At 43.2% G+C, this 24,121-nt stretch carries 26 protein-coding genes; 15 read left to right on the top strand and 11 right to left on the bottom strand.

Translation table 11 applies throughout. The annotated features are described in order from the left end of the window. Window positions 1-210 precede the first annotated feature (210 nt). Window positions 211-750 (top strand): gamma carbonic anhydrase family protein, encoded by a 540-nt coding sequence (locus BTO08_RS13585; RefSeq protein ID WP_105061284.1) that lies wholly within the window; start codon window positions 211-213, stop codon window positions 748-750. 63 nt (window positions 751-813) lie between these two features. On the opposite strand, the gene BTO08_RS13580 is transcribed toward BTO08_RS13585, so the two are convergent. The 4 genes from BTO08_RS13580 to BTO08_RS13565 form a co-directional block, all read right to left on the bottom strand. After that, the gene (locus BTO08_RS13580) at window positions 814-1,077 is read right to left on the bottom strand and encodes a DUF1488 domain-containing protein (RefSeq protein ID WP_105061283.1); all 264 of its coding nucleotides are present in this window, start codon (window positions 1,075-1,077) and stop codon (window positions 814-816) included. A 5-nt stretch (window positions 1,078-1,082) separates the two neighbouring features. Next, window positions 1,083-1,904: a shikimate dehydrogenase gene (aroE, locus tag BTO08_RS13575; protein WP_105061282.1), complete on the bottom strand. Its 822-nt coding sequence runs from the start codon at window positions 1,902-1,904 to the stop codon at window positions 1,083-1,085. A gap of 63 nt (window positions 1,905-1,967) precedes the next feature. Further along, entirely contained in the window at window positions 1,968-2,876 is a 909-nt protein-coding gene (hemF, locus tag BTO08_RS13570) for an oxygen-dependent coproporphyrinogen oxidase (RefSeq protein WP_105061281.1), read from the bottom strand. Window positions 2,877-2,888: 12 nt separating this feature from the next. Then, the gene (locus BTO08_RS13565; RefSeq protein WP_045128886.1) at window positions 2,889-3,446 is read right to left on the bottom strand and encodes an L-threonylcarbamoyladenylate synthase; all 558 of its coding nucleotides are present in this window, start codon (window positions 3,444-3,446) and stop codon (window positions 2,889-2,891) included. Window positions 3,447-3,640: 194 nt separating this feature from the next. On the opposite strand from BTO08_RS13565, the gene purE reads away from it, so the two are divergent. Next, window positions 3,641-4,129, top strand: a complete 489-nt coding sequence (gene purE / locus BTO08_RS13560) for a 5-(carboxyamino)imidazole ribonucleotide mutase (protein ID WP_005372382.1) — start codon at window positions 3,641-3,643, stop codon at window positions 4,127-4,129. After that, window positions 4,129-5,247, top strand: coding sequence for a 5-(carboxyamino)imidazole ribonucleotide synthase (locus tag BTO08_RS13555; protein WP_105061280.1), 1,119 nt, complete (start codon window positions 4,129-4,131; stop codon window positions 5,245-5,247). The genes purE and BTO08_RS13555 overlap by 1 nt, the downstream gene beginning before the upstream one ends. Window positions 5,248-5,290: 43 nt before the next feature. Here the strand turns inward: BTO08_RS13555 and BTO08_RS13550 are convergent, their stop codons facing one another. The 4 genes from BTO08_RS13550 to BTO08_RS13535 form a co-directional block, all read right to left on the bottom strand. Next, window positions 5,291-5,866 carry a DNA topoisomerase family protein gene (locus BTO08_RS13550; protein WP_105061279.1) on the bottom strand — a complete coding sequence of 192 codons (576 nt, stop codon included), beginning with the start codon at window positions 5,864-5,866 and terminating at the stop codon, window positions 5,291-5,293. Between the two features lie 92 nt (window positions 5,867-5,958). Next, window positions 5,959-6,432: a DUF494 family protein gene (locus tag BTO08_RS13545; protein ID WP_005372379.1), complete on the bottom strand. Its 474-nt coding sequence runs from the start codon at window positions 6,430-6,432 to the stop codon at window positions 5,959-5,961. 2 nt (window positions 6,433-6,434) lie between these two features. Beyond that, on the bottom strand, window positions 6,435-7,532 hold the full coding sequence (gene dprA, locus BTO08_RS13540) for a DNA-processing protein DprA (protein ID WP_105061278.1): 1,098 nt from the start codon (window positions 7,530-7,532) through the stop codon (window positions 6,435-6,437). A 7-nt stretch (window positions 7,533-7,539) separates the two neighbouring features. After that, window positions 7,540-8,601 carry a LysM peptidoglycan-binding domain-containing protein gene (locus BTO08_RS13535; RefSeq protein WP_105061277.1) on the bottom strand — a complete coding sequence of 354 codons (1,062 nt, stop codon included), beginning with the start codon at window positions 8,599-8,601 and terminating at the stop codon, window positions 7,540-7,542. Between the two features lie 356 nt (window positions 8,602-8,957). Between BTO08_RS13535 and def the strand changes: the two genes are divergently transcribed. The 5 genes from def (at window position 8,958) to BTO08_RS13510 (ending at window position 14,746) form a co-directional block, all read left to right on the top strand. Continuing rightward, complete coding sequence (def, locus tag BTO08_RS13530) at window positions 8,958-9,467, top strand: peptide deformylase (RefSeq protein WP_045084609.1); 510 nt, start codon at window positions 8,958-8,960, stop codon at window positions 9,465-9,467. 16 nt (window positions 9,468-9,483) lie between these two features. Further along, window positions 9,484-10,428: a methionyl-tRNA formyltransferase gene (fmt, locus tag BTO08_RS13525; protein WP_105061276.1), complete on the top strand. Its 945-nt coding sequence runs from the start codon at window positions 9,484-9,486 to the stop codon at window positions 10,426-10,428. Window positions 10,429-10,516: 88 nt separating this feature from the next. Beyond that, window positions 10,517-11,797 (top strand): 16S rRNA (cytosine(967)-C(5))-methyltransferase RsmB, encoded by a 1,281-nt coding sequence (rsmB, locus tag BTO08_RS13520; RefSeq protein WP_105061275.1) that lies wholly within the window; start codon window positions 10,517-10,519, stop codon window positions 11,795-11,797. Window positions 11,798-11,917: 120 nt separating this feature from the next. Next, window positions 11,918-13,294, top strand: a complete 1,377-nt coding sequence (gene trkA / locus BTO08_RS13515) for a Trk system potassium transporter TrkA (RefSeq protein WP_005372370.1) — start codon at window positions 11,918-11,920, stop codon at window positions 13,292-13,294. A gap of 6 nt (window positions 13,295-13,300) precedes the next feature. Further along, on the top strand, window positions 13,301-14,746 hold the full coding sequence (locus tag BTO08_RS13510; protein WP_105061274.1) for a TrkH family potassium uptake protein: 1,446 nt from the start codon (window positions 13,301-13,303) through the stop codon (window positions 14,744-14,746). Between the two features lie 63 nt (window positions 14,747-14,809). On the opposite strand, the gene trhA is transcribed toward BTO08_RS13510, so the two are convergent. Continuing rightward, window positions 14,810-15,469 (bottom strand): PAQR family membrane homeostasis protein TrhA, encoded by a 660-nt coding sequence (trhA, locus tag BTO08_RS13505; RefSeq protein ID WP_045128892.1) that lies wholly within the window; start codon window positions 15,467-15,469, stop codon window positions 14,810-14,812. Window positions 15,470-15,643: 174 nt separating this feature from the next. Beyond that, on the bottom strand, window positions 15,644-16,324 hold the full coding sequence (locus BTO08_RS13500) for a FadR/GntR family transcriptional regulator (protein ID WP_105061273.1): 681 nt from the start codon (window positions 16,322-16,324) through the stop codon (window positions 15,644-15,646). A 346-nt stretch (window positions 16,325-16,670) separates the two neighbouring features. On the opposite strand from BTO08_RS13500, the gene BTO08_RS13495 reads away from it, so the two are divergent. From BTO08_RS13495 to BTO08_RS13480, 4 genes are all read left to right on the top strand, one after another. Beyond that, window positions 16,671-16,871, top strand: a complete 201-nt coding sequence (locus tag BTO08_RS13495) for a hypothetical protein (protein WP_105061272.1) — start codon at window positions 16,671-16,673, stop codon at window positions 16,869-16,871. Window positions 16,872-17,045: 174 nt separating this feature from the next. Then, window positions 17,046-17,312 (top strand): YihD family protein, encoded by a 267-nt coding sequence (locus tag BTO08_RS13490; RefSeq protein WP_005372361.1) that lies wholly within the window; start codon window positions 17,046-17,048, stop codon window positions 17,310-17,312. Window positions 17,313-17,608: 296 nt separating this feature from the next. Next, entirely contained in the window at window positions 17,609-18,595 is a 987-nt protein-coding gene (locus tag BTO08_RS13485; protein ID WP_105061271.1) for a serine/threonine protein kinase, read from the top strand. A 74-nt stretch (window positions 18,596-18,669) separates the two neighbouring features. Beyond that, the gene (locus tag BTO08_RS13480) at window positions 18,670-19,272 is read left to right on the top strand and encodes a thiol:disulfide interchange protein DsbA/DsbL (protein WP_105061270.1); all 603 of its coding nucleotides are present in this window, start codon (window positions 18,670-18,672) and stop codon (window positions 19,270-19,272) included. A 64-nt stretch (window positions 19,273-19,336) separates the two neighbouring features. On the opposite strand, the gene BTO08_RS13475 is transcribed toward BTO08_RS13480, so the two are convergent. After that, window positions 19,337-20,863 (bottom strand): YifB family Mg chelatase-like AAA ATPase, encoded by a 1,527-nt coding sequence (locus tag BTO08_RS13475; protein ID WP_105061269.1) that lies wholly within the window; start codon window positions 20,861-20,863, stop codon window positions 19,337-19,339. A 391-nt stretch (window positions 20,864-21,254) separates the two neighbouring features. Here BTO08_RS13475 and ilvG point away from each other — a divergent pair, with 391 nt between their 5' ends. Genes ilvG through ilvE form a run of 3 tightly spaced genes read left to right on the top strand, consistent with a single transcriptional unit; the run spans window position 21,255 to window position 24,102 of the window. Then, a complete protein-coding gene (gene ilvG / locus BTO08_RS13470) occupies window positions 21,255-22,901 on the top strand; it encodes an acetolactate synthase 2 catalytic subunit (protein WP_105061268.1) in 1,647 nt (548 codons plus the stop codon). Then, entirely contained in the window at window positions 22,901-23,149 is a 249-nt protein-coding gene (ilvM, locus tag BTO08_RS13465; protein WP_005372349.1) for an acetolactate synthase 2 small subunit, read from the top strand. The genes ilvG and ilvM overlap by 1 nt, the downstream gene beginning before the upstream one ends. 20 nt (window positions 23,150-23,169) lie before the next feature. After that, window positions 23,170-24,102, top strand: a complete 933-nt coding sequence (gene ilvE, locus BTO08_RS13460; RefSeq protein ID WP_105061267.1) for a branched-chain-amino-acid transaminase — start codon at window positions 23,170-23,172, stop codon at window positions 24,100-24,102. The last annotated feature ends 19 nt before the right edge of the window (window positions 24,103-24,121 follow it).

The following is a 24,121-nucleotide window of genomic DNA, read 5'->3' as shown; positions in this document are numbered from 1 at the left end:
ACTGAACTCGGTAACCGCTTGCGCCGTTGTCCGTGTCAGTGGGGTCGTAGTATAGAGAGTTCGATCACATTAGCAAGGGCTAAAGTGAAATAATTCTGACATATTTAACCACACGAACAAATAACGATCAGAGTGCTATTGATTGACTACAATTCGCACGTCTATTTAGTTACTCTTGGTTAAAAATCCGTCCCCGATACAGGTATTACTATGACTTCCTCATTACGTAGCTATAAAAATATTCATCCAACACTGGGAAATAGTGTCTATGTTGATCCATCTTGTGTTTTAGTGGGGGATATTCGCTGTGATGATGATAGTAGTATTTGGCCTTTAGTCGCTGCGCGTGGCGATGTGAACTACATCACTATCGGTAAACGCACCAACATCCAAGATGGTACAGTGCTTCATGTCAGCCGTATAAGTGAAGGTAATCCTAAGGGGTTTCCTCTTATTATTGGTGATGATGTGACAGTGGGGCATAAAGCGATGTTACATGGTTGCCAAATAGGACATCGTGTTTTAGTGGGTATGGGCGCGATTATTTTAGACGGGGCTGTTGTTGAAGATGATGTCATCATTGGTGCAGGCAGTTTAGTTCCACCAAATAAACGTTTAGTGTCGGGCTTTTTATATGTTGGTAGCCCTGTTAAACAAACACGCCCATTAACGGAAAAAGAAAAAGCATTCTTACCTCGCTCTGCTAATAATTATGTCATTTTAAAGAATGAATATCTTTGCGACCTATAGATAGAGATAAAAACGAAAGGTAAGCCTCATCTTATGATAGGGCTTACTTATTTGTTTGTACTTTTACTCGATAACGATATCGCCGTCATCATCAAAAGATTCGTCTTCAATCATCACTTCAGCCAACTCTTCAAGATCAAAACGCATTGAAGAAAATTCAGCGAGGATATCAGCTTCGTTATTTAAGGGTTTACCACTGTGCTGTTGTAGCCAGTTTAAGGTTACCCAACAGATGATCAGTGCGCCGCCTTGCTGAGCAGGGAAGTTAACGGCTTGTCGAACAGCATCCCATGATTGAATATCTGAAAATAGAATATCTTGGTTCATTACTTTTACTCTTGTAAAGTTCGGCGCAACTCACGTTGTACTTGTTTAGCTCCCGGACGAAGCCCGCGCCATAACATGAAACTTTCCGCAGCTTGCCCAACGAGCATCCCTAACCCATCTAACACTTTAACTGCGCCATGCTCTTTTGCCCAACAATTAAAAGAGGTTATCGCTGAGCCATAAACCATGTCATAGCACGTGGTATTCGTACCAATCACCGTTGGTGATATCATTGGCACATCCCCAGATAAGCTGGCTGACGTTGAATTGATGATCACATCAAAGGTTTGGTTTTCAAGTTCGGCTTGCTCTAGTGCAACAACATTACCGTAAGAAGAAAACAGCTCTGCCAATTGTTTTGCTTTGCTTACTGTGCGGTTGGCTACAACCAATTGTTTAGGTTGCTGTGCTAATAATGGCAAAATCACACCACGAGCAGCACCACCGGCGCCTAACAATAAGATGCGTTGATCTTTTAATTCGACCTGTTGATTGATCAGATCTTGAACAAGGCCTTCACCATCAGTGTTATCACCTAATACACCGCCGTCATCCAATTTCTTAAGTGTATTTACGGCACCAGCCAAGCGAGCACGTTCAGTTAGCTTGGTCGCATATTGATAAGCTTGCTCTTTAAATGGCACCGTAATGTTACAACCTTTACCACCATCATTAAAAAACATATCTGCCGCTTGCACAAAACTATCAATGGCAACAAGTTGACTGGTATATGTCATCTGTTGACTCGTTTGACGGGCAAATAATGTATGAATGAATGGAGATTTACTTTGTCCGATTGGGTTACCAAATACGACGTACTTATCCATATACTAATTCTCTCTTTATATTAAGAAGGCTCTATCACTCCGTGATCTGAGCTCAATAATTGATTACCACTCTCGTGGTTTTAAATAATCTTGATACAGTCGCGCTTCTGCTGAATTGGGCTCTGGTTCATAGCAGTACTCCCAACGTGCTAATGGTGGCATCGACATTAAAATAGATTCCGTTCTTCCGCCACTCTGTAAACCAAACAAAGTGCCACGATCATAAACCAAATTAAATTCGACATAACGTCCACGACGGTATAACTGAAACTCCCGTTCACGTTCACCATAGGGTAGATAATAACGCTGTTGTACTATCGGCATGTAGGCATTAATAAAACCATTACCTACCGCTTGCATATAAGCAAAACTTTTATCAAATCCCCATTGATTGAGATCATCAAAGAATAGACCGCCTACACCGCGGGTTTCATTACGGTGCGGTAAGAAGAAGTATTTATCACACCATGCTTTGTGCTGTTGATAAACATCATCACCAAACGGCGCACACAACTGTTTAGCTGTATCATGCCAGTGTTGGCAATCTTCTTCGAAAGGATAGAAAGGGGTAAGATCAAAGCCACCACCAAACCACCAAACCGGAGCTTCACCATCTTTTTCTGCGATAAAGAAGCGAACATTGGCATGAGAGGTTGGCACATAAGGGTTGCGAGGGTGAATAACCAATGACACGCCCATCGCTTCAAAACGACGACCTGCTAATTCTGGGCGATGTGCTGTTGCAGAAGCTGGCATTTCAGCACCATAAACATGAGAAAAATTCACACCTGCTTGCTCGAAGATTTCGCCATCACGTAATACACGACTACGACCACCGCCACCTTCTTCACGCTGCCATTGGTCTTGTTCAAACGCGACGGTTGTTTCTTGTTGCTCTAATGCTTGGCAAATACGATCTTGTAAATCCAACAAAAAGGCTTTAACTGCACTTTTATCTACTTGGCTATCCATACTCTTTATCCCTTACCCTTGACGGAAGATATTGCCATTAAGCGCATCACGTATCTCGGAAGGATTGGTGCGTCCGCCTGTTTCACCTTGCAGGATTGCAGCTAAACAATGTCCTAACTGTTGTTCAACTTCTTGCGCTGTTCGGCCAGGCTCTTGGCCTGTTAAATTTGCGCTGGTTGAGGTGATTGGTTTACCAAACTCCAAACATAAGCGTTGCACGAGTGGATGATCACTCACACGTACCGCAATCGTGGTAAATTGCCCCGTCAAAAACGAGGGAACATTAGGCTTAGTCGGCATTACCCAAGTCACAGGTCCTGGCCATGTTGCCATCACGGTTTGTTTTTGTTGTTCGGTCAATTGGCTTTCATCAATATATGACAGCAGCTGATCGTAATTAGCCGCGATCAAAATTAAGCCCTTTTCAACTGGGCGTTGTTTGATCGCTAATAGTTTTTCAACCGCTTCTTGATTATCCGGATCACAGCCTACACCAAACACCGCTTCGGTTGGGTACCCGATCACTTCACCTTGCTTTAAGGCCGCGACAACTTGAGCAAAATTCTCCACAGTATCCTCATTATTTGTTCAGCAAATATTGTTGTTTTACTTTCTCAATTTCATTCTACCTACTCCTTAGTCACAACTCCATGCTAGGTTATAAGACAGTCAATATTCACGACGCAAACGTTTTCCTTTGAGCTAAATCACCGTATAATGCAGCCATCAACACGATGTTAAGTTATGACCTGAAGGAGAATGAGATGAAAGTTGGAATTATCATGGGTTCAAAATCTGATTGGCCAACCATGCAACATGCGGCTGAGATGCTTGATCGTTTCAATGTTCCTTATGAGACAAAGGTCGTTTCGGCTCACCGCACGCCACATTTACTAGCCGAATACGCTGAAAGTGCACAAGAGCGTGGCATTAAAGTGATCATCGCAGGTGCTGGCGGTGCAGCTCACTTACCGGGGATGACAGCGGCTTTCACTAGCGTGCCTGTATTAGGCGTACCAGTGCAATCACGTGCACTAAAAGGAATGGATTCATTACTTTCTATCGTTCAAATGCCCAAAGGTATTGCTGTTGGTACCTTAGCAATTGGTGATGCAGGGGCTGCCAATGCAGGTCTATTAGCCGCACAAATTATCGGCACTCAAGATGAGCAAGTACTGGCCGCTATTGATGCTTTCCGCAAAGAGCAAACAGAAACGGTATTAAGCAACCCAAATCCAGCAGAGGATGCATAATGAATAATGTGCTAGTCCTTGGTGCTGGCCAACTTGCCCGTATGATGGCACTGGCTGGCGCTCCTCTTAACATCAATGTGATCGCTTATGATGTAGAGAGTGATAAAGTGGTTCATCCTCTTACCCAACAAGCAATGTCGAACTCGCTCGTTGAAGCGATTAATGACGTTGATGCGATCACTGCCGAGTTTGAACATATTCCTCACAATATTTTAGATATTTGTGCTGCCAGCGAGAAGTTCTTCCCAACGCCAGAAGCAATCAAAGCCGGTGGCGATCGTCGTCTAGAAAAAGCGTTATTGGATAATGCTGGCGTGCGCAATGCTAAATACCATGAAATCACTGAACGTGCAGATCTTCTTACTGCAATTGAAAAAATCGGGTTACCGCTGGTTTTAAAAAGTGCATTAGGTGGCTACGACGGTAAAGGGCAGTGGCGCTTAAAAGAAAGCGCACAGATTGATGATATTTGGCCTGAAATGGCACAATGTATTGCTGATTCTCCTAATCAGGCTATTGTTGCTGAGCAATTTATTCCTTTTCAACGCGAAGTATCATTGATTGGTGCCCGTAATCGCAGTGGTGATATTCAGGTATTTAACTTAACTGAGAATGTCCATACTGATGGCGTACTGAGTTTATCAACTGCTATTGTGGGTGATTCACCACTGCAAGCGCAAGCCGATAACATGTTCCGTGCCGTCGCTAATAGCCTTGATTATGTCGGCGTGTTAGCTATCGAGTTTTTCGATCTCGATGGCGAACTACTGGTAAACGAAATCGCACCACGGGTTCATAACTCAGGTCACTGGACGCAACAAGGTGCAGAAACATGTCAGTTTGAAAACCACTTACGCGCAGTATGTGATTTTCCTCTTGGTTGTACTCAAATAACTCGTCCAAGTGCGATGATCAATATCTTAGGTTTAGATAGCGTCCCTGATGCGGTTTATGCCCAAGAAGGTTGTCATGTACACTGGTACGGTAAAGAAAAACGAGCGGGACGTAAAATGGGGCACATCAACGTGTGTGCGGATACACCAGAGCAATTGCAGTATCGTTTGATCATGTTATCAAGCTTACTGGATAAGAACGATTTCCCCGCATTGCCGCGTTAATATTTACTCCAATTTAAAAAGCCTGCGTCTGAGCAGGCTTTTTTTATACTGTTTTATCAGCGTTCTCAGGATCTTGATAAGCATGGCACTTTCTATCTGCACATTGCAGTTTCACACAACTGGCTAATTTTTTTTCAATTAACAAACCAAAACCACATTGTTGACACGTACCGACAACGGGTTTGTTATTCACCGCAAAGCGACAGCTTGGATACTGATCACAGGCATAAAACACTTTACCATAACGGGACTTACGCTCAGTTAAATGGCCTTTATGACATTCAGGACATCCAACATCGGTATTCTCTGCTTTCTTTTCCGTTGAGGCTAAATAGTGACAAGCAGGGTATGCTGAACACCCAATAAACATCCCATAACGACCTTGGCGTAATACCAATGGACTCTCACATTCAGGACAAGGCATATCGAGCTCTTTCACTACATGTCCATCGTTGTGATTTAATGGCTGAATATAGTCACAACTCGGATAATGATCGCAACCAAGAAAAGGACCACGCTTACCAAATCGCATCACTAATTCGCCACCACATTGTGGGCACGGTGTATGTGATAACGCCTGCTCATGGGCAGAGAACAAAGGTGGATTATTGGTTGTCATTACTGCTCGCTTAAAAAGGAATATCGCGTTTTACACGCTATCGCGACAAATAGCATAGATACAATAACGGGCCACTTTAAGGCCCGCTAACTTTAATGCACTGCACCGTCTTCCGCACCGTATAGCAACTCTTCCATCTGGCTATACGCTGTTTCATTACCGGGGGCATTAAACAGCACCATTAAGATAATCCACTTCAAATCATCTAATGAAAATTCATTGGTATCGAGCTCCATGATCCGATCAATCACCATTTCACGGGTATCGGCATTTAGCACATGGATTTGCTCAAGATACATCAAGAAACCGCGACAAGTAACATCCATACGGATCATCTCTTGCTCGGTATACACACGCATTGATGTTGCTGCGCAATTATTTACATAAGGAGTATGTTCAGTTTCTTGTAACGCTGCGAGTTGTTCCAACCAATTAAGCGCTTTATAAATATCATCTTGATGGAACCCAGCACGAATTAACTCTTCGGAAAGTTCATCTTGATCAAACATCAACTCAGCATCACTTTGGATGTAAGTTTCAAACAGGTACATAAGAATGTCCATCATGACTAGCTCCTCCTCGTTCTGACATAACCACCAGGTACTGCACTGACCAAGCCCAGTAATTCCAACTCTAAAAGTTGGGTTAATACTTCATGGACAGGCTGTTCACAGCGTTCAGCAACTACATCTACGGGTGTTGCTTCGGTGCCTACGTTAGCCAACAGAGCTGGAAATGGCAATTCTTCATTTTCAGGTTGTGGCAAAGGCAAGCCTATTTGATTATTTATTGCGCACTCAGTTAAGGTTCCGACTTCATTGAAGATATCTGCGGGGCTTTCTACCAGTTTAGCACCAGATTTTATCAATGCGTTACAGCCTCGACTTTGCGCATTATAGATAGAGCCGGGAAGGGCAAAAACTTCTCGCCCTTGTTCTAGCGCATAACGCGCAGTAATCAGTGAGCCGCTTTTTTCTGCCGCTTCAACTACCAATACGCCTGTCGACAAACCACTGATCACTCGATTGCGACGCGGAAAATTTTGTGGGCGAGGTTTTTCATCAGGCCAAAACTCTGAAACTAATGCACCTTGCTCTACAATCTCATTCGCTAACTGACGATGGCGAGCAGGATAAACCTGATCTAAACCAGAGCCTAATACCGCAACGGTAGCACCGCCGGACTTCAACGCTCCTAAATGGGCTTGTCCATCAATTCCTAAAGCAAGTCCACTAGTAACCACATACTCCGCTTGCCCTAGTGCATAACCGAAATTAAATGCTGCCTCTCGACCATCAATGGAAGCGGCTCGGCTACCAATAATCGCCACTTGTGGTTGAGCTAAATAAGCGGCCTCACCGCGGACAAATAACAGTGGCGGTGGAGATGATATTTGTTTAAGTAAATAAGGGTAGGCAGGAGAGTCTAGAGTCAAAATATGTTGATCTGGGTGTTGCTGCCAACGCAACGCTTGATCTATACGTTGTTGATTGGGTGAAGTAATCGCAGTGGCTTGTTGGTGAGTTAAACCCAACTGACACAATTGCTCAAATGAAGAACCAACACATTGTTGCGCCGAAACATGACGCAAGAGTTTATTGATGCGATGACCACCTAAATACGGGGTCATCGCTAATACTAACCATGGGTAGAGTGATTCACTCATTGAGATCTTAACGCGTTGGTGGAACAGCAATAACACCCGGCTTGAATGGTTCTAAACTTTGCATCACCACAGCTAAGCTAAAGTACTCATAAGGACGAAGCACCATTAATTTACCCACAGAGACGTCTCCCAACTGGGTAGAGCCAGCTAATGGATTATCTTTATAATGGTAACTGCCTTTTTTACCTTGAACTTTGGCGCCTTGTTTATATAAATCAAATACAAAACCTGATTCCACACCATCTAAATGCCCACGATCTAATACCACAACATCAAAGCTAGAAATGTAGCTACGCCCTTCAAGTTGCCCGATCACATTTGCTGTCATCGACTCTGGCGGTGTTGAAGGTGAAAACGATAAGTTAGGCTCTCCGCTCACTAATAATGGTAATAAAATATCGTTTTGACTGATTTCCTGACGGTAAGTATCAACCCGTAATTGACTGGTTTTATCATCGGCTGCAGTGACGGTTAAATCGGCAATTTCCTTTAATGTCATTACCTTTGCATCAACTTCAGGATTTGCCTCCGTTGCTGAATCATTACGTGTAAACGATTCTTCAATACGGTAAGCACGCCATTGTGTTGTTGGTGCTAAAGGCTGATCTGCCCATACAATATCACCGACAGACAAGTAACCACGCTCGTCGCTTGAGCCTAACACTTGTGGTTGTGTCTTGGCCGACTCATGGCTGATCAATTTATTTTCAGCAACATATTCAAGCATGAGATAGCCAGGTAGCGTCGTAATAGGATCACGTATCACGCGAGCTTTCGGAGATAATTTCACGTGTTTTTTCAAACTTAACTTCGGCTGTCCGTTGACCCAAATAAGATGAAGACGATCGCCAGGGTAAATCAGGTGTGGGTTTTTAATGTAACTGTTCTTTTCCCATAATTGAGGCCAAGACCATGGATTTTCGAGAAACACGCCAGAGATATCCCATAACGTGTCGCCTTTTTTAACAATATAAACATCAGGCACATTATTTCGAAGTAATGGAGCTGGCGCGGCAAAAAGTGAGGGGATAAAAAGCATAAAGCTTAGAATAATGCCCAATGGCTTCATGAGATCGCTTCCTTGGATAACACAACACATTACAAGGCTCCGCCTTGTAACAGATAAAATACGTTTATTGTCTCAGACTGGCATTAGCCTATTGATATGTCGACTTTTTAACAAAGAGCAAAAAGCGCTTTTCGGTTCACGTCACTATTTATAGATAACTGTTGCAACTCAATAGCGTCAAGTTTGCTTACGGCTAACACTAATCACTTTGCCAATAAAATACTGACGAACGCTTTTTCATTCTTTGTCTTTCACCTATGACAAAAAATTCGGTACTGTTATTTGATCTTTAAAATGACTAGAATTAGACCAACAGCGTTTTATTTTTTAGTTTCCGTTAACGAATTCGAGTCCTTATGTCTGTATTACACGTTCTAACCTTTCCTGATGAACGCCTACGTACTGTAGCTAAACCAGTCGAAGCGATAACACCTGAAATCCAAACAATTATCGATGATATGTTGGAGACCATGTACGACGAAGAAGGTATTGGCCTCGCAGCAACACAAGTTGATATTCACCAACGTATTGTAGTGATTGACGTATCAGAAGAACGTAACCAACCTATGGTACTAGTGAACCCTGAAATCACTGAAGAACACGGCGAAGATGGTATCGAAGAAGGTTGTTTATCAGTTCCTACCGCGCGAGGTTTTGTACCACGTGCAGCAGGCGTAAGTGTTACTGCGCTGGATCGTGACGGTAAAGAATACAGCTTCAAAGCTGATGGCTTATTGGCTATTTGTGTACAACATGAATTAGATCACTTAGCTGGCAAGCTATTTGTTGACTATTTATCACCTTTAAAACGTCAGCGCATTAAACAGAAACTAGAAAAAATTAAACGCCATAACGCAAAAAACTAATTATTTAGAGGTTACCTTGAGCAAACCATTACGCATCGTTTTTGCTGGTACTCCTGACTTCGCCGCCCGTCATTTGGCGGCGTTGTTGTCTTCACAGCACCAAGTTGTTGCTGTTTACACTCAACCTGATCGCCCAGCTGGTCGTGGTAAAAAACTAACGGCAAGCCCAGTTAAAAATATCGCGCTTGAACATGATATTCCGGTTTATCAACCAGCTTCATTACGCAATGAAGAAGCACAACAAGAATTAGCTGCCATTGAAGCAGATATCATGGTTGTGGTGGCATACGGCTTATTATTACCGCAAGAAGTATTAGATACGCCACGTTTAGGTTGTATTAATGTACACGGTTCTATTCTTCCACGTTGGCGTGGTGCAGCGCCGATCCAACGCTCTATTTGGGCGGGAGATACTGAAACTGGCGTAACTATCATGCAGATGGATATCGGCCTCGATACAGGTGACATGCTAAAAGTGGCAACCTTGCCAATTGAAGCGTCAGATACTAGCGCTACCATGTACGAAAAATTAGCTGATCTTGGCCCTGATGCCTTAATTGATTGCTTATCTGATATTGCTAATGGCACTGCCGTAGCCGTTAAGCAAGACGATGAGCTAGCGAATTACGCCAAGAAGCTGAGTAAAGAAGAAGCGTTTATTGATTGGACAATGGATGCTGCTGCAATTGAACGCTGTGTTCGTGCATTTAACCCGTGGCCAATGAGTTACTTCACCGTTGCTGAGCAAAACATCAAAGTTTGGCAAGCGGTTGTTGAAGCTGACAATCAAGGTAAAGCACCTGGTACAATTTTATCTGCTGATAAGCAAGGTATCTTAGTTGCGACAGGTAATGGCGCATTGCGCTTATTATCGCTTCAACCACCGGGTAAGAAAGCGATGACAGCAGCAGATTTGCTTAATTCTCGTCGAGAATGGTTTGAATCTGGCGCTCAGTTATAAATATCAAGGCCAGTGTTTAGTCACTGGCTTTTCTTTTTAAGTTCCACATTGTTATCGCCAGCACTAACGGCGAGTTCAGGAAACAGCTATGAATGTAAGAGCCACAGCGGCCAAAGTTATTTATCAGGTCGTCGATCAAGGGCAGTCATTATCCGCCGCACTTCCTGCTGCGCAACAAGATATCAGAGAGCGTGACCACGCTTTATTGCAAGAGATCTGCTATGGCGTACTTCGCTGGCTTCCTCGCTTAGAATCTATTACCCAAGCGTTAATGGATAAGCCGTTAAAAGGTAAGCAACGCGTATTCCACCACTTAATTTTAGTGGGCTTATATCAACTCGGGTACATGCGAATTCCAGCACATGCCGCAGTAGCTGAAACAGTAAATGCAACGAAAACACTTAAAAAGCCACAACTTCGCGGGCTTATTAACGCTATTTTACGTAATTATCAGCGTCAACAAGAAACCTTAGATGCGCAAGCTATCAGCCATGATGCGGGTAAATATGGTCATCCAAGCTGGCTATTAAAGTTATTAAAAGAAAGCTATCCCGAGCAATTTGCTGATATCTGTGATGCGAATAACACCAAAGCACCGATGTGGCTACGTGTTAATCGCCAACACAATACTCGAGATGCCTACCGCGCTTTATTAGATGCCGAAGACATTGCAACCGAGTTACACCCACAAGCCGCAGATGCGCTACGTTTAGTTTCGCCATGCGATGTAACTCAACTTCCTGGCTTTAGTGATGGCTGGGTCTCGGTACAAGATGCTGCCGCTCAGTTAGCGGTGGATTATTTACAGCCTAAAGCGGGTGAATTAATTCTTGATTGCTGCGCAGCCCCTGGTGGTAAAACAGCCCACATCATGGAGCATGTACCATCAACCAAAGTGGTTGCGATTGACTGTGATGAAAATCGCCTTAAACGTGTACACGAAAACTTGGCACGTTTGAAGCTTGATGCAACCGTATTATGTGCTGATGCCCGTTACCCAGAACAATGGTGGCAAGGTGACAAATTTGATCGTATTTTGCTAGATGCGCCATGTTCAGCGACGGGGGTTATTCGTCGTCACCCAGATATTAAGTGGCTACGTCGTGGCGAAGATATTGCGGCACTGGCAACACTTCAAGCAGAGATCTTTGACGCAATGTGGCTGCAATTAAAACCGGGCGGTACGTTGGTTTACGCGACATGCTCTATTACGCCACAAGAAAACTGCGATCAGGTAAAAGCGTTTTTAGCACGAACGTCAGATGCGACATTAATTGGCAGCGATCCAGCGAAACCTGGTCGTCAAATTCTGCCAGGTGAAGAGTCGATGGATGGTTTTTACTACGCTGTACTGACAAAAGCAGAGTAATCATTGTTTAAATAAAAGCGGAACTTGCTCTCAAGATTCCGCTTTTTCATATTTTATAACGCCGATCAGAACGTTGTACTTACAGCTGATCTCTACAGGCATTTACATCAGGCATAGACTATGAAAATTATTATTCTCGGTGCCGGACAAGTTGGCGGCACCCTTGCTGAAAACTTGGTTGGTGAGAATAACGATATCACTATCGTTGATAAGGATCCCGAGCGTCTGCGTGAACTGCAAGATAAATACGACCTCCGAGTTGTACAAGGCTTTGCCAGTCACCCTCGTACGTTACGAGAAGCAGGGGCTCAAGATGCTGATATGTTGGTATCTGTCACGAACTCCGATGAAACAAACATGATCGCATGTCAAATTGCGTTCTCTCTTTTCAATACGCCTAACCGTGTTGCTCGTATTCGTTCACCTGAATATTTACGAGAAAAAGAACAACTGTTTCAATCTGATGCAGTTCCTGTTGATCACTTAATCGCCCCAGAAGAATTGGTGACCGATTACATTGAAAAACTGATTGAATACCCAGGCGCATTACAGGTTGTTAGCTTTGCAGAAGAGAAAGTCGGTCTTGTTGCGGTAAAAGCTTACTATGGCGGTCCACTGGTTGGTAATGCATTATCTGCATTGCGTGAACACATGCCACATATTGATACCCGCGTAGCGGCGATTTTCCGTCAAGGTAAACCGATTCGTCCACAAGGTACCACGATCATTGAAGCTGATGATGAAGTCTTCTTTGTCGCCGCAAGTAACCATATTCGTTCAGTAATGAGTGAACTTCAGCGCCTAGAGAAACCTTATAAGCGTTTAATGATTGTTGGTGGTGGTAACGTTGGTGCTGGTTTAGCTCGTCGTTTAGAGCAAAGCTACAGCATTAAACTGATTGAACGTAATCAAGAGCGTGCTGAGAACTTGTCTGAAATGCTACAAAATACCATCGTATTTTGTGGTGATGCCTCAGATCAGGAATTGCTAAGTGAAGAGCATATCGAGCAGATCGATGTCTTTATTGCGGTTACTAACGATGATGAAGCCAACATCATGTCAGCCATGCTTGCTAAGCGTATGGGCGCAAAGAAAGTAATGGTGCTTATCCAGCGCGGCGCTTACGTTGATTTGGTGCAAGGCGGTACGATTGATATTGCGATTTCACCGCAACAAGCGACAATTTCAGCGTTATTAACCCACGTGCGAAAAGCCGATATCGTTAATGTATCATCATTGCGTCGTGGCGCTGCAGAAGCCATTGAAGCAATCGCTCATGGTGACTCCAGTACCTCTAAAGTAGTTGGTCGTGCAATCAGCGATATTAAGTTACCACCGGGTACCACAATTGGTGCTGTTGTCCGTGGTGAAGAAGTGTTAATCGCCCATGACCGTACTGTCATCGAGCAAAACGATCACGTGGTGATGTTCCTTGTTGATAAGAAGTACATCCCTGATGTTGAACGCCTCTTCCAACCTAGTCCTTTCTTCTTGTAACTGATCATGGTTAATTATCGTCCCATACTGTTTGTACTAGGGTTAGTGCTGTCTAAGCTAGCCCTGTTCATGTACGTGCCGACATTAGTCGCTTTTTTTACCGGTACAGAAGGGTTTATTGATTTCGCCACCGCGGTGCTGATCACCCATTCTGTTGCCTTTTTATTTTTAACTTTAGGTAAAACCCCAGAGTTTAAACTTAGTGTGCGAGACATGTTCTTGATCACGACCTTAGTTTGGACTGTCGCCAGTGCTTTTGCGGCCTTACCTTTTGTGTTTATTAATCACATTAGTTTTACCGATGCTTACTTTGAAACCATGTCAGGGATCACCACAACGGGCTCTACCGTCTTAAGTGGTTTAGATGATATGGCACCCAGTATTTTGCTGTGGCGATCAACACTGCAATGGCTTGGTGGGGTTGGCTTTATCGTGATGGCAGTAGCTATCCTCCCGATGCTGAACGTCGGTGGTATGCGTTTATTCCAAACCGAATCATCAGATTGGTCAGATAAAAGCTCACCTCGAACCAAGAGCGTTGCGAAGAATATTGTTAATGTTTATCTCACGTTAACCTTGCTCTGCATTATCTCGTTTATGTTTGCAGGGATGAATACATTTGATGCCATTAACCATGCTTTCACAACCATTTCGACGGGCGGTTATTCCACTTCTGATGGTTCCATGAATCACTTCTCGCACAGTGCACAATGGGTTGCTACGTTTTTCATGTTTGCTGGCGGCTTGCCATTTTTGCTGTTTGTCCAAGCCTTGAAAAAACGCCATCCAAAAACCTTATTTGGTGATGCTCAAGTAAAAGGCTATGCCTTGTTTGTGACCGTTGCCAGTTTAATTGTGGCTGCATGCTTGTTCTTCAATAAAGATTATTCGTTGATGGATTCGCTGCGATTATCATTTTTCAACATCATTTCTGTTGTGACAACCACAGGTTTTGGCTTGGGAGATTTCACCGCATGGGGACCATTGCCGAGTATTATTTTCGCCTTCACTTTATTGGTAGGCGCTTGCTCAGGGTCGACCAGTGGCGGAATAAAAATCTTTCGATTCCAGATTGCATTTGCCTTACTACGTAAGCAAATTATGCAATCTATCCACCCATCGGCGCTATTTGTCCAACGCTATAATGACAGACCTGTCACTGACGATATTGTGCGCTCGGTTGTCGCATTAGTATTGACCTTTATCATGACCATTATCTTCATTGCTGCGATATTAGGTCTGCAAGGGCTTGATCCCATCACCAGCATTACAGGTGCTGTTACCGCTGTTGCTAACGTAGGACCGGGGATGGGGAGCATTATCGGTCCAACAGGTAACTTCGCGAGTTTGCCTGATTTATCAAAGTGGACCTTAAGTTTAGGTATGTTGATGGGACGTTTAGAAATTTTGACTGTGTTAGTAGTGTTTTCACCTGCATTTTGGCGAGACTAATAACACTAAAAACAAAAAGGGAGCGCATTGCGCTCCCTTTTTTATCCATTACATCGCGATGATCTACATAGGTTTGACGTAGAAATAAATCGCACAAAAATGGCAAATAGATCCACCTAATACAAATAAATGCCAAATTGCATGGTTATACGGAATGCGTTTATTGACGTAGAAAATCACCCCTAGTGAATAAATCACGCCGCCTAAAGCAAGTAACACTAGACCACCAGTCGATAAAATAAGTGCTAATTGATAAATCATAATTAGCGATAGCCAACCCATGGTTAAATAAGTGATCAGTGATAATTTCTCAAATCGATAAACAAATGCAATTTTGGCAATAATACCGATTATCGCCAGTCCCCAAATCACGCTCATCAAACCAATGGCTAATGGCGTACGCAAAGAAATCAATAAAAAAGGCGTATAAGTACCAGCAATAAGAAGATAAATCGCACAATGATCGAAAGTTTTTAACGCGCGTTTCGCTTTAGGGGATGAAATCGAATGGTAGAGAGTAGAAGCTAAATAGAGCAATATCATACTCACCGCATACACGGTATAGCTGATAATACTTAACGTATCAGCATTAACAGAAAATGCTTTCTCAAGTAGTAAATATAACCCAAACAAGCCAAATAACAGCCCGATCCCATGGCTTATACTGTTCGCAACTTCTTCTGCGACTGAGTACCCTTGTTCAGTTGTCACCGATTTGCTCATCACTCAACTACCTCACGCTAACATGACATTATGCTGCTATAACTATACCGCTCAGCTTACACTTGTAAGCTGAAAATAAGCAAGTCAGGAATCGTGATATTTATAATGATGAGATAAAAATATGTGTAATAAAAACGGAGTGCTCGTGATAGATAAGCGATACTCCGTTAATTATTATTTTTGCAGTAGTAACAAGGTGGCTTGTCGAGCAGCATCTGGATCGCGAGCAACAATGCCATCAACGATTTGTTGGTGAGCATCAAGTTTTAAAATACGTTCACGCGTAACAACACGGAAGTAGTTTTCAAATACCGCTTTAAACAAGTTACCAAACGGACTAATAAAATGATTTCCTGAGGAAAAATAAATCAGTTGATGGAAACGTGTATCGACTTCAATCCAACGTTCTTGATCAAAGTTATCGCCCATTTCATGCATTTCACTCAACAGCTCTTGTAGCTCTTTACGCTCTTCATCTGTTGCATGAATAGCTGCTAATGCTGCCGCTTCTGGCTCTAGCATCAAACGCGCTTGTTGATATTCCTCTAATAATTCAGAATCGGCATCAAAATCTAACCAAGCCAGTAAATCTTGATCAAGATAGTTCCAATTCTTTTTCGGCATCACGCGTGTACCAATACGTGGCCGAGGCAACACCATTCCTTTGGCAGCCAACATTTTGATTGCCTCACGAACAGCAGTACGGCTTACACCATACATGTCACCTAATTCGACTTCACCCGGTAAAATATCACCAGGCGCTGTTTCTCCCGCCAAAATACGACGACCTATAGACTCAGCTAATCGATAAGATAAGTTTCGGTTGGCAACAATGCGTCGCTGCTCTTGCTCCATACATCCTCTCCAAAGGCTTCTTTTATAATGTAGTTATTCCATAAGATATCTGCTGTGTAACACAAACATCGTATTACAACATAAACGGATCTGAATACAGCAAGCTAAAGCACTTTTACTGCCCTTTTTTTTCAGCATGCTGAATCATCCATCTTAATGCTTCAATCTTAGCATTTTAGCGGCTACTTTTTACTCGACTTTTAAAATTGCTATTGTTATTCTCGGCGCAAACTGATTAACAACCAAGCGATATACTGATGGATGGGGTAAACCCAGTAGGGAATTTTCCCTTCAGCGATCAGCTTGCTAACATCTGGCCATGGACGAGCCTGACAACAGGTGATTTATGCGACCAGCATCTCCCGTCAGGTATGTAAGTACCCCTCGTAGCCCTTCACGCCTTCGTGCAACGGCTCATGCTCCACATTTTAAAACGAAACAGACAGCCGTTGTTGAAATTTCATTAACGAATAACGATATAAAATTAAAGCGTGATGAGTTAGACACGCAAATATTGCCATCAATCGCCAAGCAAAATATCGCGTAATGATAATAAAACGATTGAAATAAAGCAGCTTCGGCTGCTTTTTTTACTTCGTTTTGTCATTACAGCGCCATACAACAGATTGTAACCCCGTGTGCTTTGTTATAATTTATCCCTATTAAAACTATGACAATTTGATCGTAATAACGATTACTCAGCCTCAACTACGGAGTCACTATGAAAACGCATCGCGTCAATGAACTCATCGAACTACTTCACCCTGAATGGCAAAAAGATCCTGATCTAAATTTAGTGGAGTTTTTATTAAAACTGGCTGAAGAAGCGAAGTATAACGGCCCATTAGAGTCACTCACTGATGATGTACTGATTTATCACTTGAAGATGCGTAACAGTGACAAAGACGCTATGATCCCGGGTCTTGCAAAAGACTGTGAAGATGATTTCAAAACCGCCATCTTACGCGCTCGCGGCATTATCAAATAATATCGCTATTATTTAACGTTGAAAGCCAGTGAAAATTCACTGGCTTTTTTATGCCCAAACTACCAGTTTCAGCACTGATTTTAGGCCTAATCATCGCCTTACGTTACAATTATGTGATTAACAAAGCGTGATACATATTAATAATTAGCACTCAGCACCGATAGTCGATTTATTAGTAGCCTTCACTAAACTAATGACAACACATATTAGCTAGGGGGATAAACCTGCCCCTTAATTCTTGTTATCTCAAGATTAAGGTAAACTGCTGCCTTAATTTCCGTCTTTAAGGCTGTTCCATGGAAAAAAACGACTTTTGTTTTTCAACTCTCACGCCTGATTTACTGCTTGATGCCTTAGATAGCATTAATGTTCGTGCAGAATCAGGATTACTGGCTCTCAATAGTTACGAAAATCGGGTCTACCAGTTTAAAGCGGAAGATGGGGCTCGCTATGTCACCAAATTCTATCGCTCAGAACGTTGGAGTGATGAGCAAATTGAAGAAGAGCACCAGTTCACACAGGAATTAGCTGACAATGAAATTCCTGTTGCCGCGCCTCTAAACATCAATGGAAAAACACTACATACCTTTAATGGTCATCGTTTTGCTTTATTCCCAAGTGTCGGCGGTAGACAATTTGAAGTTGATAATTTTGACCAATTAGAATGGGTCGGTCGCTATTTGGGTCGTATTCATCTAGTGGGACAACGCCAGCCTTTTAAGCATCGTCCAACCATGGGGCTAGATGAATACGTCTATCAGCCTCGAAAATTATTAGAGCACAGTCAGTTTATTCCCGATCACCTTAAGAACGTCTTTTTTGCCGATCTTGATCTACTGATTAAAAACCTCGAACAGCATTGGTCAACTGATTGGCAAGCGATTCGTCTTCATGGCGACTGTCACCCTGGTAATATTTTATGGCGTGATGGTCCGATGTTCGTCGATCTTGATGATGCCCGTAATGGTCCTGCTGTCCAAGATTTATGGATGCTATTAAACGGTGAGCGCGCCGATCAACTCGCACAGCTGGATACTTTACTTGAAGCTTATGGTGAATTTGCAGATTTTGATCAACGTCAATTGCAACTAATCGAGCCTTTACGCGGTCTTAGAATGGTGCATTATATGGCATGGTTAGCAAAACGCTGGCAAGATCCTGCATTTCCCCGTGCATTCCCTTGGTTTGCTGATGCAAAATACTGGGAAGGGCAAGTGCTTGCATTCAAAGAACAAATTGCCTCTCTGCATGATGCACCATTACAACTCATGCCACAGTGGTAAACACAAAAACGTATTAACATAAAAATTCAGGTTATATTTATAACCGTGATAAGGATAATCAGGGAGTTATATTAATGTTCAAGAAGTTACTCACGCTAGCTAGTGCAGCGTTACTATCATTTTCAGTGCACGCTGCAAAATTTACTGAAGGTGATTACTACAAAGTTCTCGATCTACCAAAATCTGAAACCCCCATTGTGACTGAGTTCTTCTCTTTATACTGTCCGCATTGCTACCAGTTTGAACCTATGATCAAACAGCTAAAAACAAAGCTACCTGAAAATGCAAAACTACAAAAAATGCATGTTTCATTCATGGGTGGCCCTATGGGTAAAGTGATGAGTAAAGCCTTCGCGACCTCTGTGGTATTAGGTGTTCAAGATAAAATGGTACCGGTGTTCTTTAACCGTATCCACACCATGAACAAACCACCACGTAATGAAGAAGAAGTGCGTCAAATTTTCATTGATGAAGGTATTCCTGCGGCTGAATTTGACGGCGCATTTAATAGTTTTGCCGTAAATTCAATGGTGAACCGTTATGATAAAGCCTTTGAAGATGCAGGCCTAACTGGTGTGCCAGCAGTTGTGGTTAACAACAAGTACCTTGTTCAAACCGGTAAAATCAAATCGGCAGACGAGTACTTTGAGTTAGTAAACTACTTACTGAAAAAGTAATCTCATCTAAAATAAAAAAGGGCAGTGATGCCCTTTTTTATTATCCAAATAACTGACACTTTTCTTATATGACTTGGCTATTAATCTGCTTAAGCAGCCTATCCATTGAGCGATAGCCTAACGCTTCCGCTAAGTGCCCTCGAGAAATATCAGGCTCTCCTGCCAAATCCGCTATTGTACGTGCCACTTTAATAATCCGATGATAAGCCCGTACCGATAAACCTAACTGATGAAGCGCATTTTCTAAAAATGCCGCATCAGCTTGTTGTAGAGGGCAATACTGTTCTAGCTCTCGCGTCGATAACAAGGCATTCACCTTACCACTGCGAGTCAACATTTGCTGACGAGCATGATCAACCCGAGCTTTAATCGTTTCTGTTGAATCACCTCGATCTCCCCCTTTAGTTAACGTTCCTCGGGGTAGGGCTGGGATCTCAATCGACATATCAAACCTATCAAGTAATGGGCCACTTAACCGACTTAAATAACGTAATATCGCCTGCGGGTTGGTACGTGTTTGGTTACCATCATAATATCCTGAAGGGCTTGGGTTCAGCGCACCGATCAATTGAAAACGCGCAGGAAACGTTGTTTTGCTGGTCGCACGAGAAATCACAATATGACCCGACTCTAATGGCTCACGTAAAGAGTCTAAAACTTTACGTTCAAATTCAGGCATCTCGTCTAAAAATAAGAGCCCATTGTGCGCCAACGATATTTCTCCCGGTTTGGGTACCGAACCACCGCCCACTAATGCCGCCATAGAGCTCGAATGGTGTGGCGTACGAAAAGGTCTTTTTAACCAATTCCCTTGATGTAACGATTGTGGTGTGAGTGAGGTAACAGCCGCTGTTTCTAACGCTTCTTCATGGCTCATCGGCGGTAATAAGTCGCACAATCTTGATGCCAGCATGGTTTTACCCGTTCCCGGAGGTCCTAGAAACAAAACATTGTGACCGCCAGCTGCGGCAATTTCTAACGCACGTTTACCTTGTTGTTGACCGATAATATCTTGCATATCTCGATCTAAAGGAGCCGTTGTTTCTTTAATCTGTTCACTAAAATTTAATGCTAATTGTTGTTGGCCACATAAATAACCACAAACGGCTAATAAACTGGATGCCGATTTATGAACCTCTTTGCCGACAAGGGCCACTTGATCGCCATTACTGTCAGGCACCACAAAACAACGTTTCGCCTTTAAAGCAGCTAAAGCGGCAGGAAGCGCCCCCTTTACTGGTCGTAACTCTCCCGATAATGCTAATTCACCAATAAATTCATGCTCTGCTAATTTATCTGTTGGAATCTGACCTGATGCCGCCAAAATACCTAACGCAATAGGTAAATCAAATCGCCCGCCTTCTTTAGGTAAATCAGCAGGGGCTAAATTGACAGTAATACGTCGTGATGGAAACTCAAAATTCGCATTAATAATTGCACTTCGAACCCGATCTTTAGCCTCTTTTACCGTGGTTTCAGGTAACCCAACTAATGTAAAACTTGGCAACCCGTTACTTAAGTGGACTTCTACTGTCACAGGTGGAGCCTGCACACCCACACAAGCTCGACTATGAACAATCGCAAGCGTCATGAACCATCACCTCACTGAGATACAAAAACATTTGTTAATGAAAAATTTATTTTTGGTTTCATAAGATGCCTGTAAATGCAGCTTGTTTGCTAAAAAAACCACAGTTTTTGCTTGTCATGCGATAGACGTCTGTGTTACCACTAACATATAGCAACAACTAGACAACAAAAGTTGGACAAATATACATGCGCTTAACAACATCTCTCGTACTCATTATTAATGTCATTGTGGTGATTATGTCACCGCAGCGGGGATTTGCTGGCGCAAAGTAGCGCAAAAGACGCAAACAAAAAGCCCCCGCACTGAGAAGTTCGGGGGCTTTTTTCAACAAATGGATTTGAGTAATCGTTATCATCTCAAATAGATCTCGCAAAGCAAGCAAGGAGCTGCGATGACAGGGGCAGAATTAGTCGTAAAAGCGCTGCATCAGCAGGGTATCAAAACCGTATTTGGTTACCCAGGCGGTGCCATCATGCCAATTTATGACGCATTATATGATGGTGGAGTAGAGCATATCCTCTGCCGTCACGAACAAGGGGCAGCAATGGCTGCTATTGGTATGGCTCGATCCACCCAAGATGTTGCTGTCTGTATGGCAACATCAGGTCCGGGTGCCACAAACCTCGTCACAGGACTTGCTGACGCCTTTATGGATTCAGTCCCCTTAGTTGCGATTACTGGACAAGTTGCCAGCACCCATATTGGAACCGATGCTTTCCAAGAAATGGATGTGATTGGAATGTCTTTATCATGCACAAAACACAGCTATCTGGTCACAGATATTAATGATCTTGCACCAACCCTTGCTGAAGCGTTTGTGGTCGCTAAAGCCGGTCGTCCTGGGCCTGTCATTGTCGATATAGCCAAAGATGTACAGCTTGCACAAGCGCCAACCGAATTACTACCTCCTATTGATCCACCTGCTGTTCCAACGGTTAATAGTGAAGCTATCACGGCAGCTCAACAGTTATTAGATCAAAGTCATCGTCCCGTAATGTATGTCGGTGGTGGGGTACAAATTGCCCATGCAACCGATACGTTACGTCAATTTTTAAGCCTTAATCCTATGCCTTCGGTCAGTACCTTAAAAGGTTTAGGCTCTATCGAACGCCATGATCCCCATTATCTTGGCATGCTTGGTATGCACGGCACAAAAGCAGCCAACCTAGTGGTACAAGAAGCGGATTTATTAATTGTGGTTGGCGCCCGTTTTGATGATCGCGTAACCGGAAAATTGGATACCTTTGCGCCACACGCAAAAGTGATTCATATTGATATTGATGCCGCTGAATTTAGTAAATTACGTCATGCTGATGCGCCATTACGTGGCGATATTAATACTATTTTGCCTCAGTTAGAGCTGAGCCAAGATATCAGCCGTTGGCTCACTCACAGTGAACATATTCGTAAAATTGGCAAATGGCGTTATGACCATCCAGGCGATCTGATTTACGCGCCATTACTGCTTAAGCAATTGTCAGATATGATGCCTGATAGCAGCATGGTATCGACCGATGTTGGTCAGCACCAAATGTGGGCCGCACAGCATATTCAACCTCGTGAGCCACAAAACTACATTACATCAGCCGGCCTTGGTACGATGGGATTTGGTTTACCTGCAGCAATGGGAGCCAGTGTTGCCCGTCCTGATGATCAATCTATTCTGATCTCTGGTGATGGCTCATTTATGATGAATGTACAAGAGTTGGGAACGTTAAAACGTCGCAGTATTCCCGTCAAAATGGTACTTATCAATAACCAACGCTTAGGTATGGTACGTCAATGGCAATCGCTATTTTTTGATGGTCGCCACAGTGAAACCATCCTAGATGATAATCCTGATTTTGTAATGTTAGCTAAGGCATTTGATATCCCAGGAAAAACCATTACTCGCAAAGAAGAAGTGGCTCCTGCACTGGAAGAAATGCTCGCCAGTAAAACCGCTTACTTATTGCATGTGTTGATTGATGAAGAACAAAATGTATGGCCACTGGTTCCACCGGGTGCTGCAAACCAAGATATGCTGGAGAACACCTAATGGAAAGATATTTACTCAACATTACCGCTAATGATAAGCCTGTATTACTTGAGCGAATTTTACGTGTGATCCGCCATCGTGGCTTTATCATAAAAAAAGTCGATGCAACACAAAATCATCACAGCAAGATAGCCAGAATCGAAATTATCGTAGATAGTACTCGTCCTATATCGACGCTTATCAACCAAATTGAAAAACTGTGGGACATCATCAGTGTAGAGACTTCCCCCCTGCAGTTACTGGATTAAATTTTAGAAAGGAATTCAACATGGCAAATACAGCAGATTACATTTGGTTTAACGGTGAGATAGTGCCTTGGGCTGATGCTAATGTTCACGTTTTAACTCACGCAATGCACTATGGCACTTCAGTATTTGAAGGGATCCGTTGCTACAACACGCCGAAGGGCCCTGCGGTTTTTCGTCATGAAGAACACATGGTACGGCTAAAAAATTCGGCAAAAATTTATCGCTTCCCGATCCCATACAGTTGCGATGAACTAATGGAAATTTGCCGTGAAACGATCCGAGTAAATAAACTCGATTCTGCTTACATTCGCCCATTGGGTTATGTGGGTAATGTTGGCCTCGGCGTTTGTCCTCCCGTTGATACAAAAATGGATTTGATTGTTGCCGCTTTCCCTTGGGGCTCTTACCTAGGTGAAGAAGCACTAGAAAACGGTGTCGATGCAATGATTTCTAGCTGGAACCGTGCAGCGCCAAATACTATTCCAACTGCTGCAAAAGCAGGCGGTAACTACCTATCATCACTACTGGTTGGTAGCGAAGCACGTCGCCATGGTTACGCAGAAGGGATCGCATTAAGTGTTGATGGTTATCTATCAGAAGGCGCTGGCGAAAATATCTTTGTCATTCGTAACGGCGTTCTTTCAACACCACCAACAACTAGCGCAATTTTACCGGGCATCACTCGTGACACTATTATGATCCTAGCTAAAGAACGGGGTTATGAAGTACGTGAAGAAAACATTGCTCGTGAGGCACTTTACCTTGCCGATGAGATCTTTATGACAGGAACCGCCGCTGAGATTGTACCTGTGCGTAGCGTTGATCAAATTACCGTAGGTAAAGGTAAGCGAGGCCCTATTACCAAAGAGCTGCAAGCCGCTTACTTCGGTTTGTTCAATGGTGAAACAGAAGATAAATGGGGCTGGTTAGATTACGTTTACCCACAAAAATAATTGCCCTTCATAACCAAAC

This window comes from Photobacterium angustum (assembly GCF_002954615.1).
Lineage (GTDB): Bacteria > Pseudomonadota > Gammaproteobacteria > Enterobacterales > Vibrionaceae > Photobacterium > Photobacterium angustum_A.
Note: the sequence above shows the minus strand (reverse complement) of the source record. Positions and strands in the feature narration are given on the sequence as shown.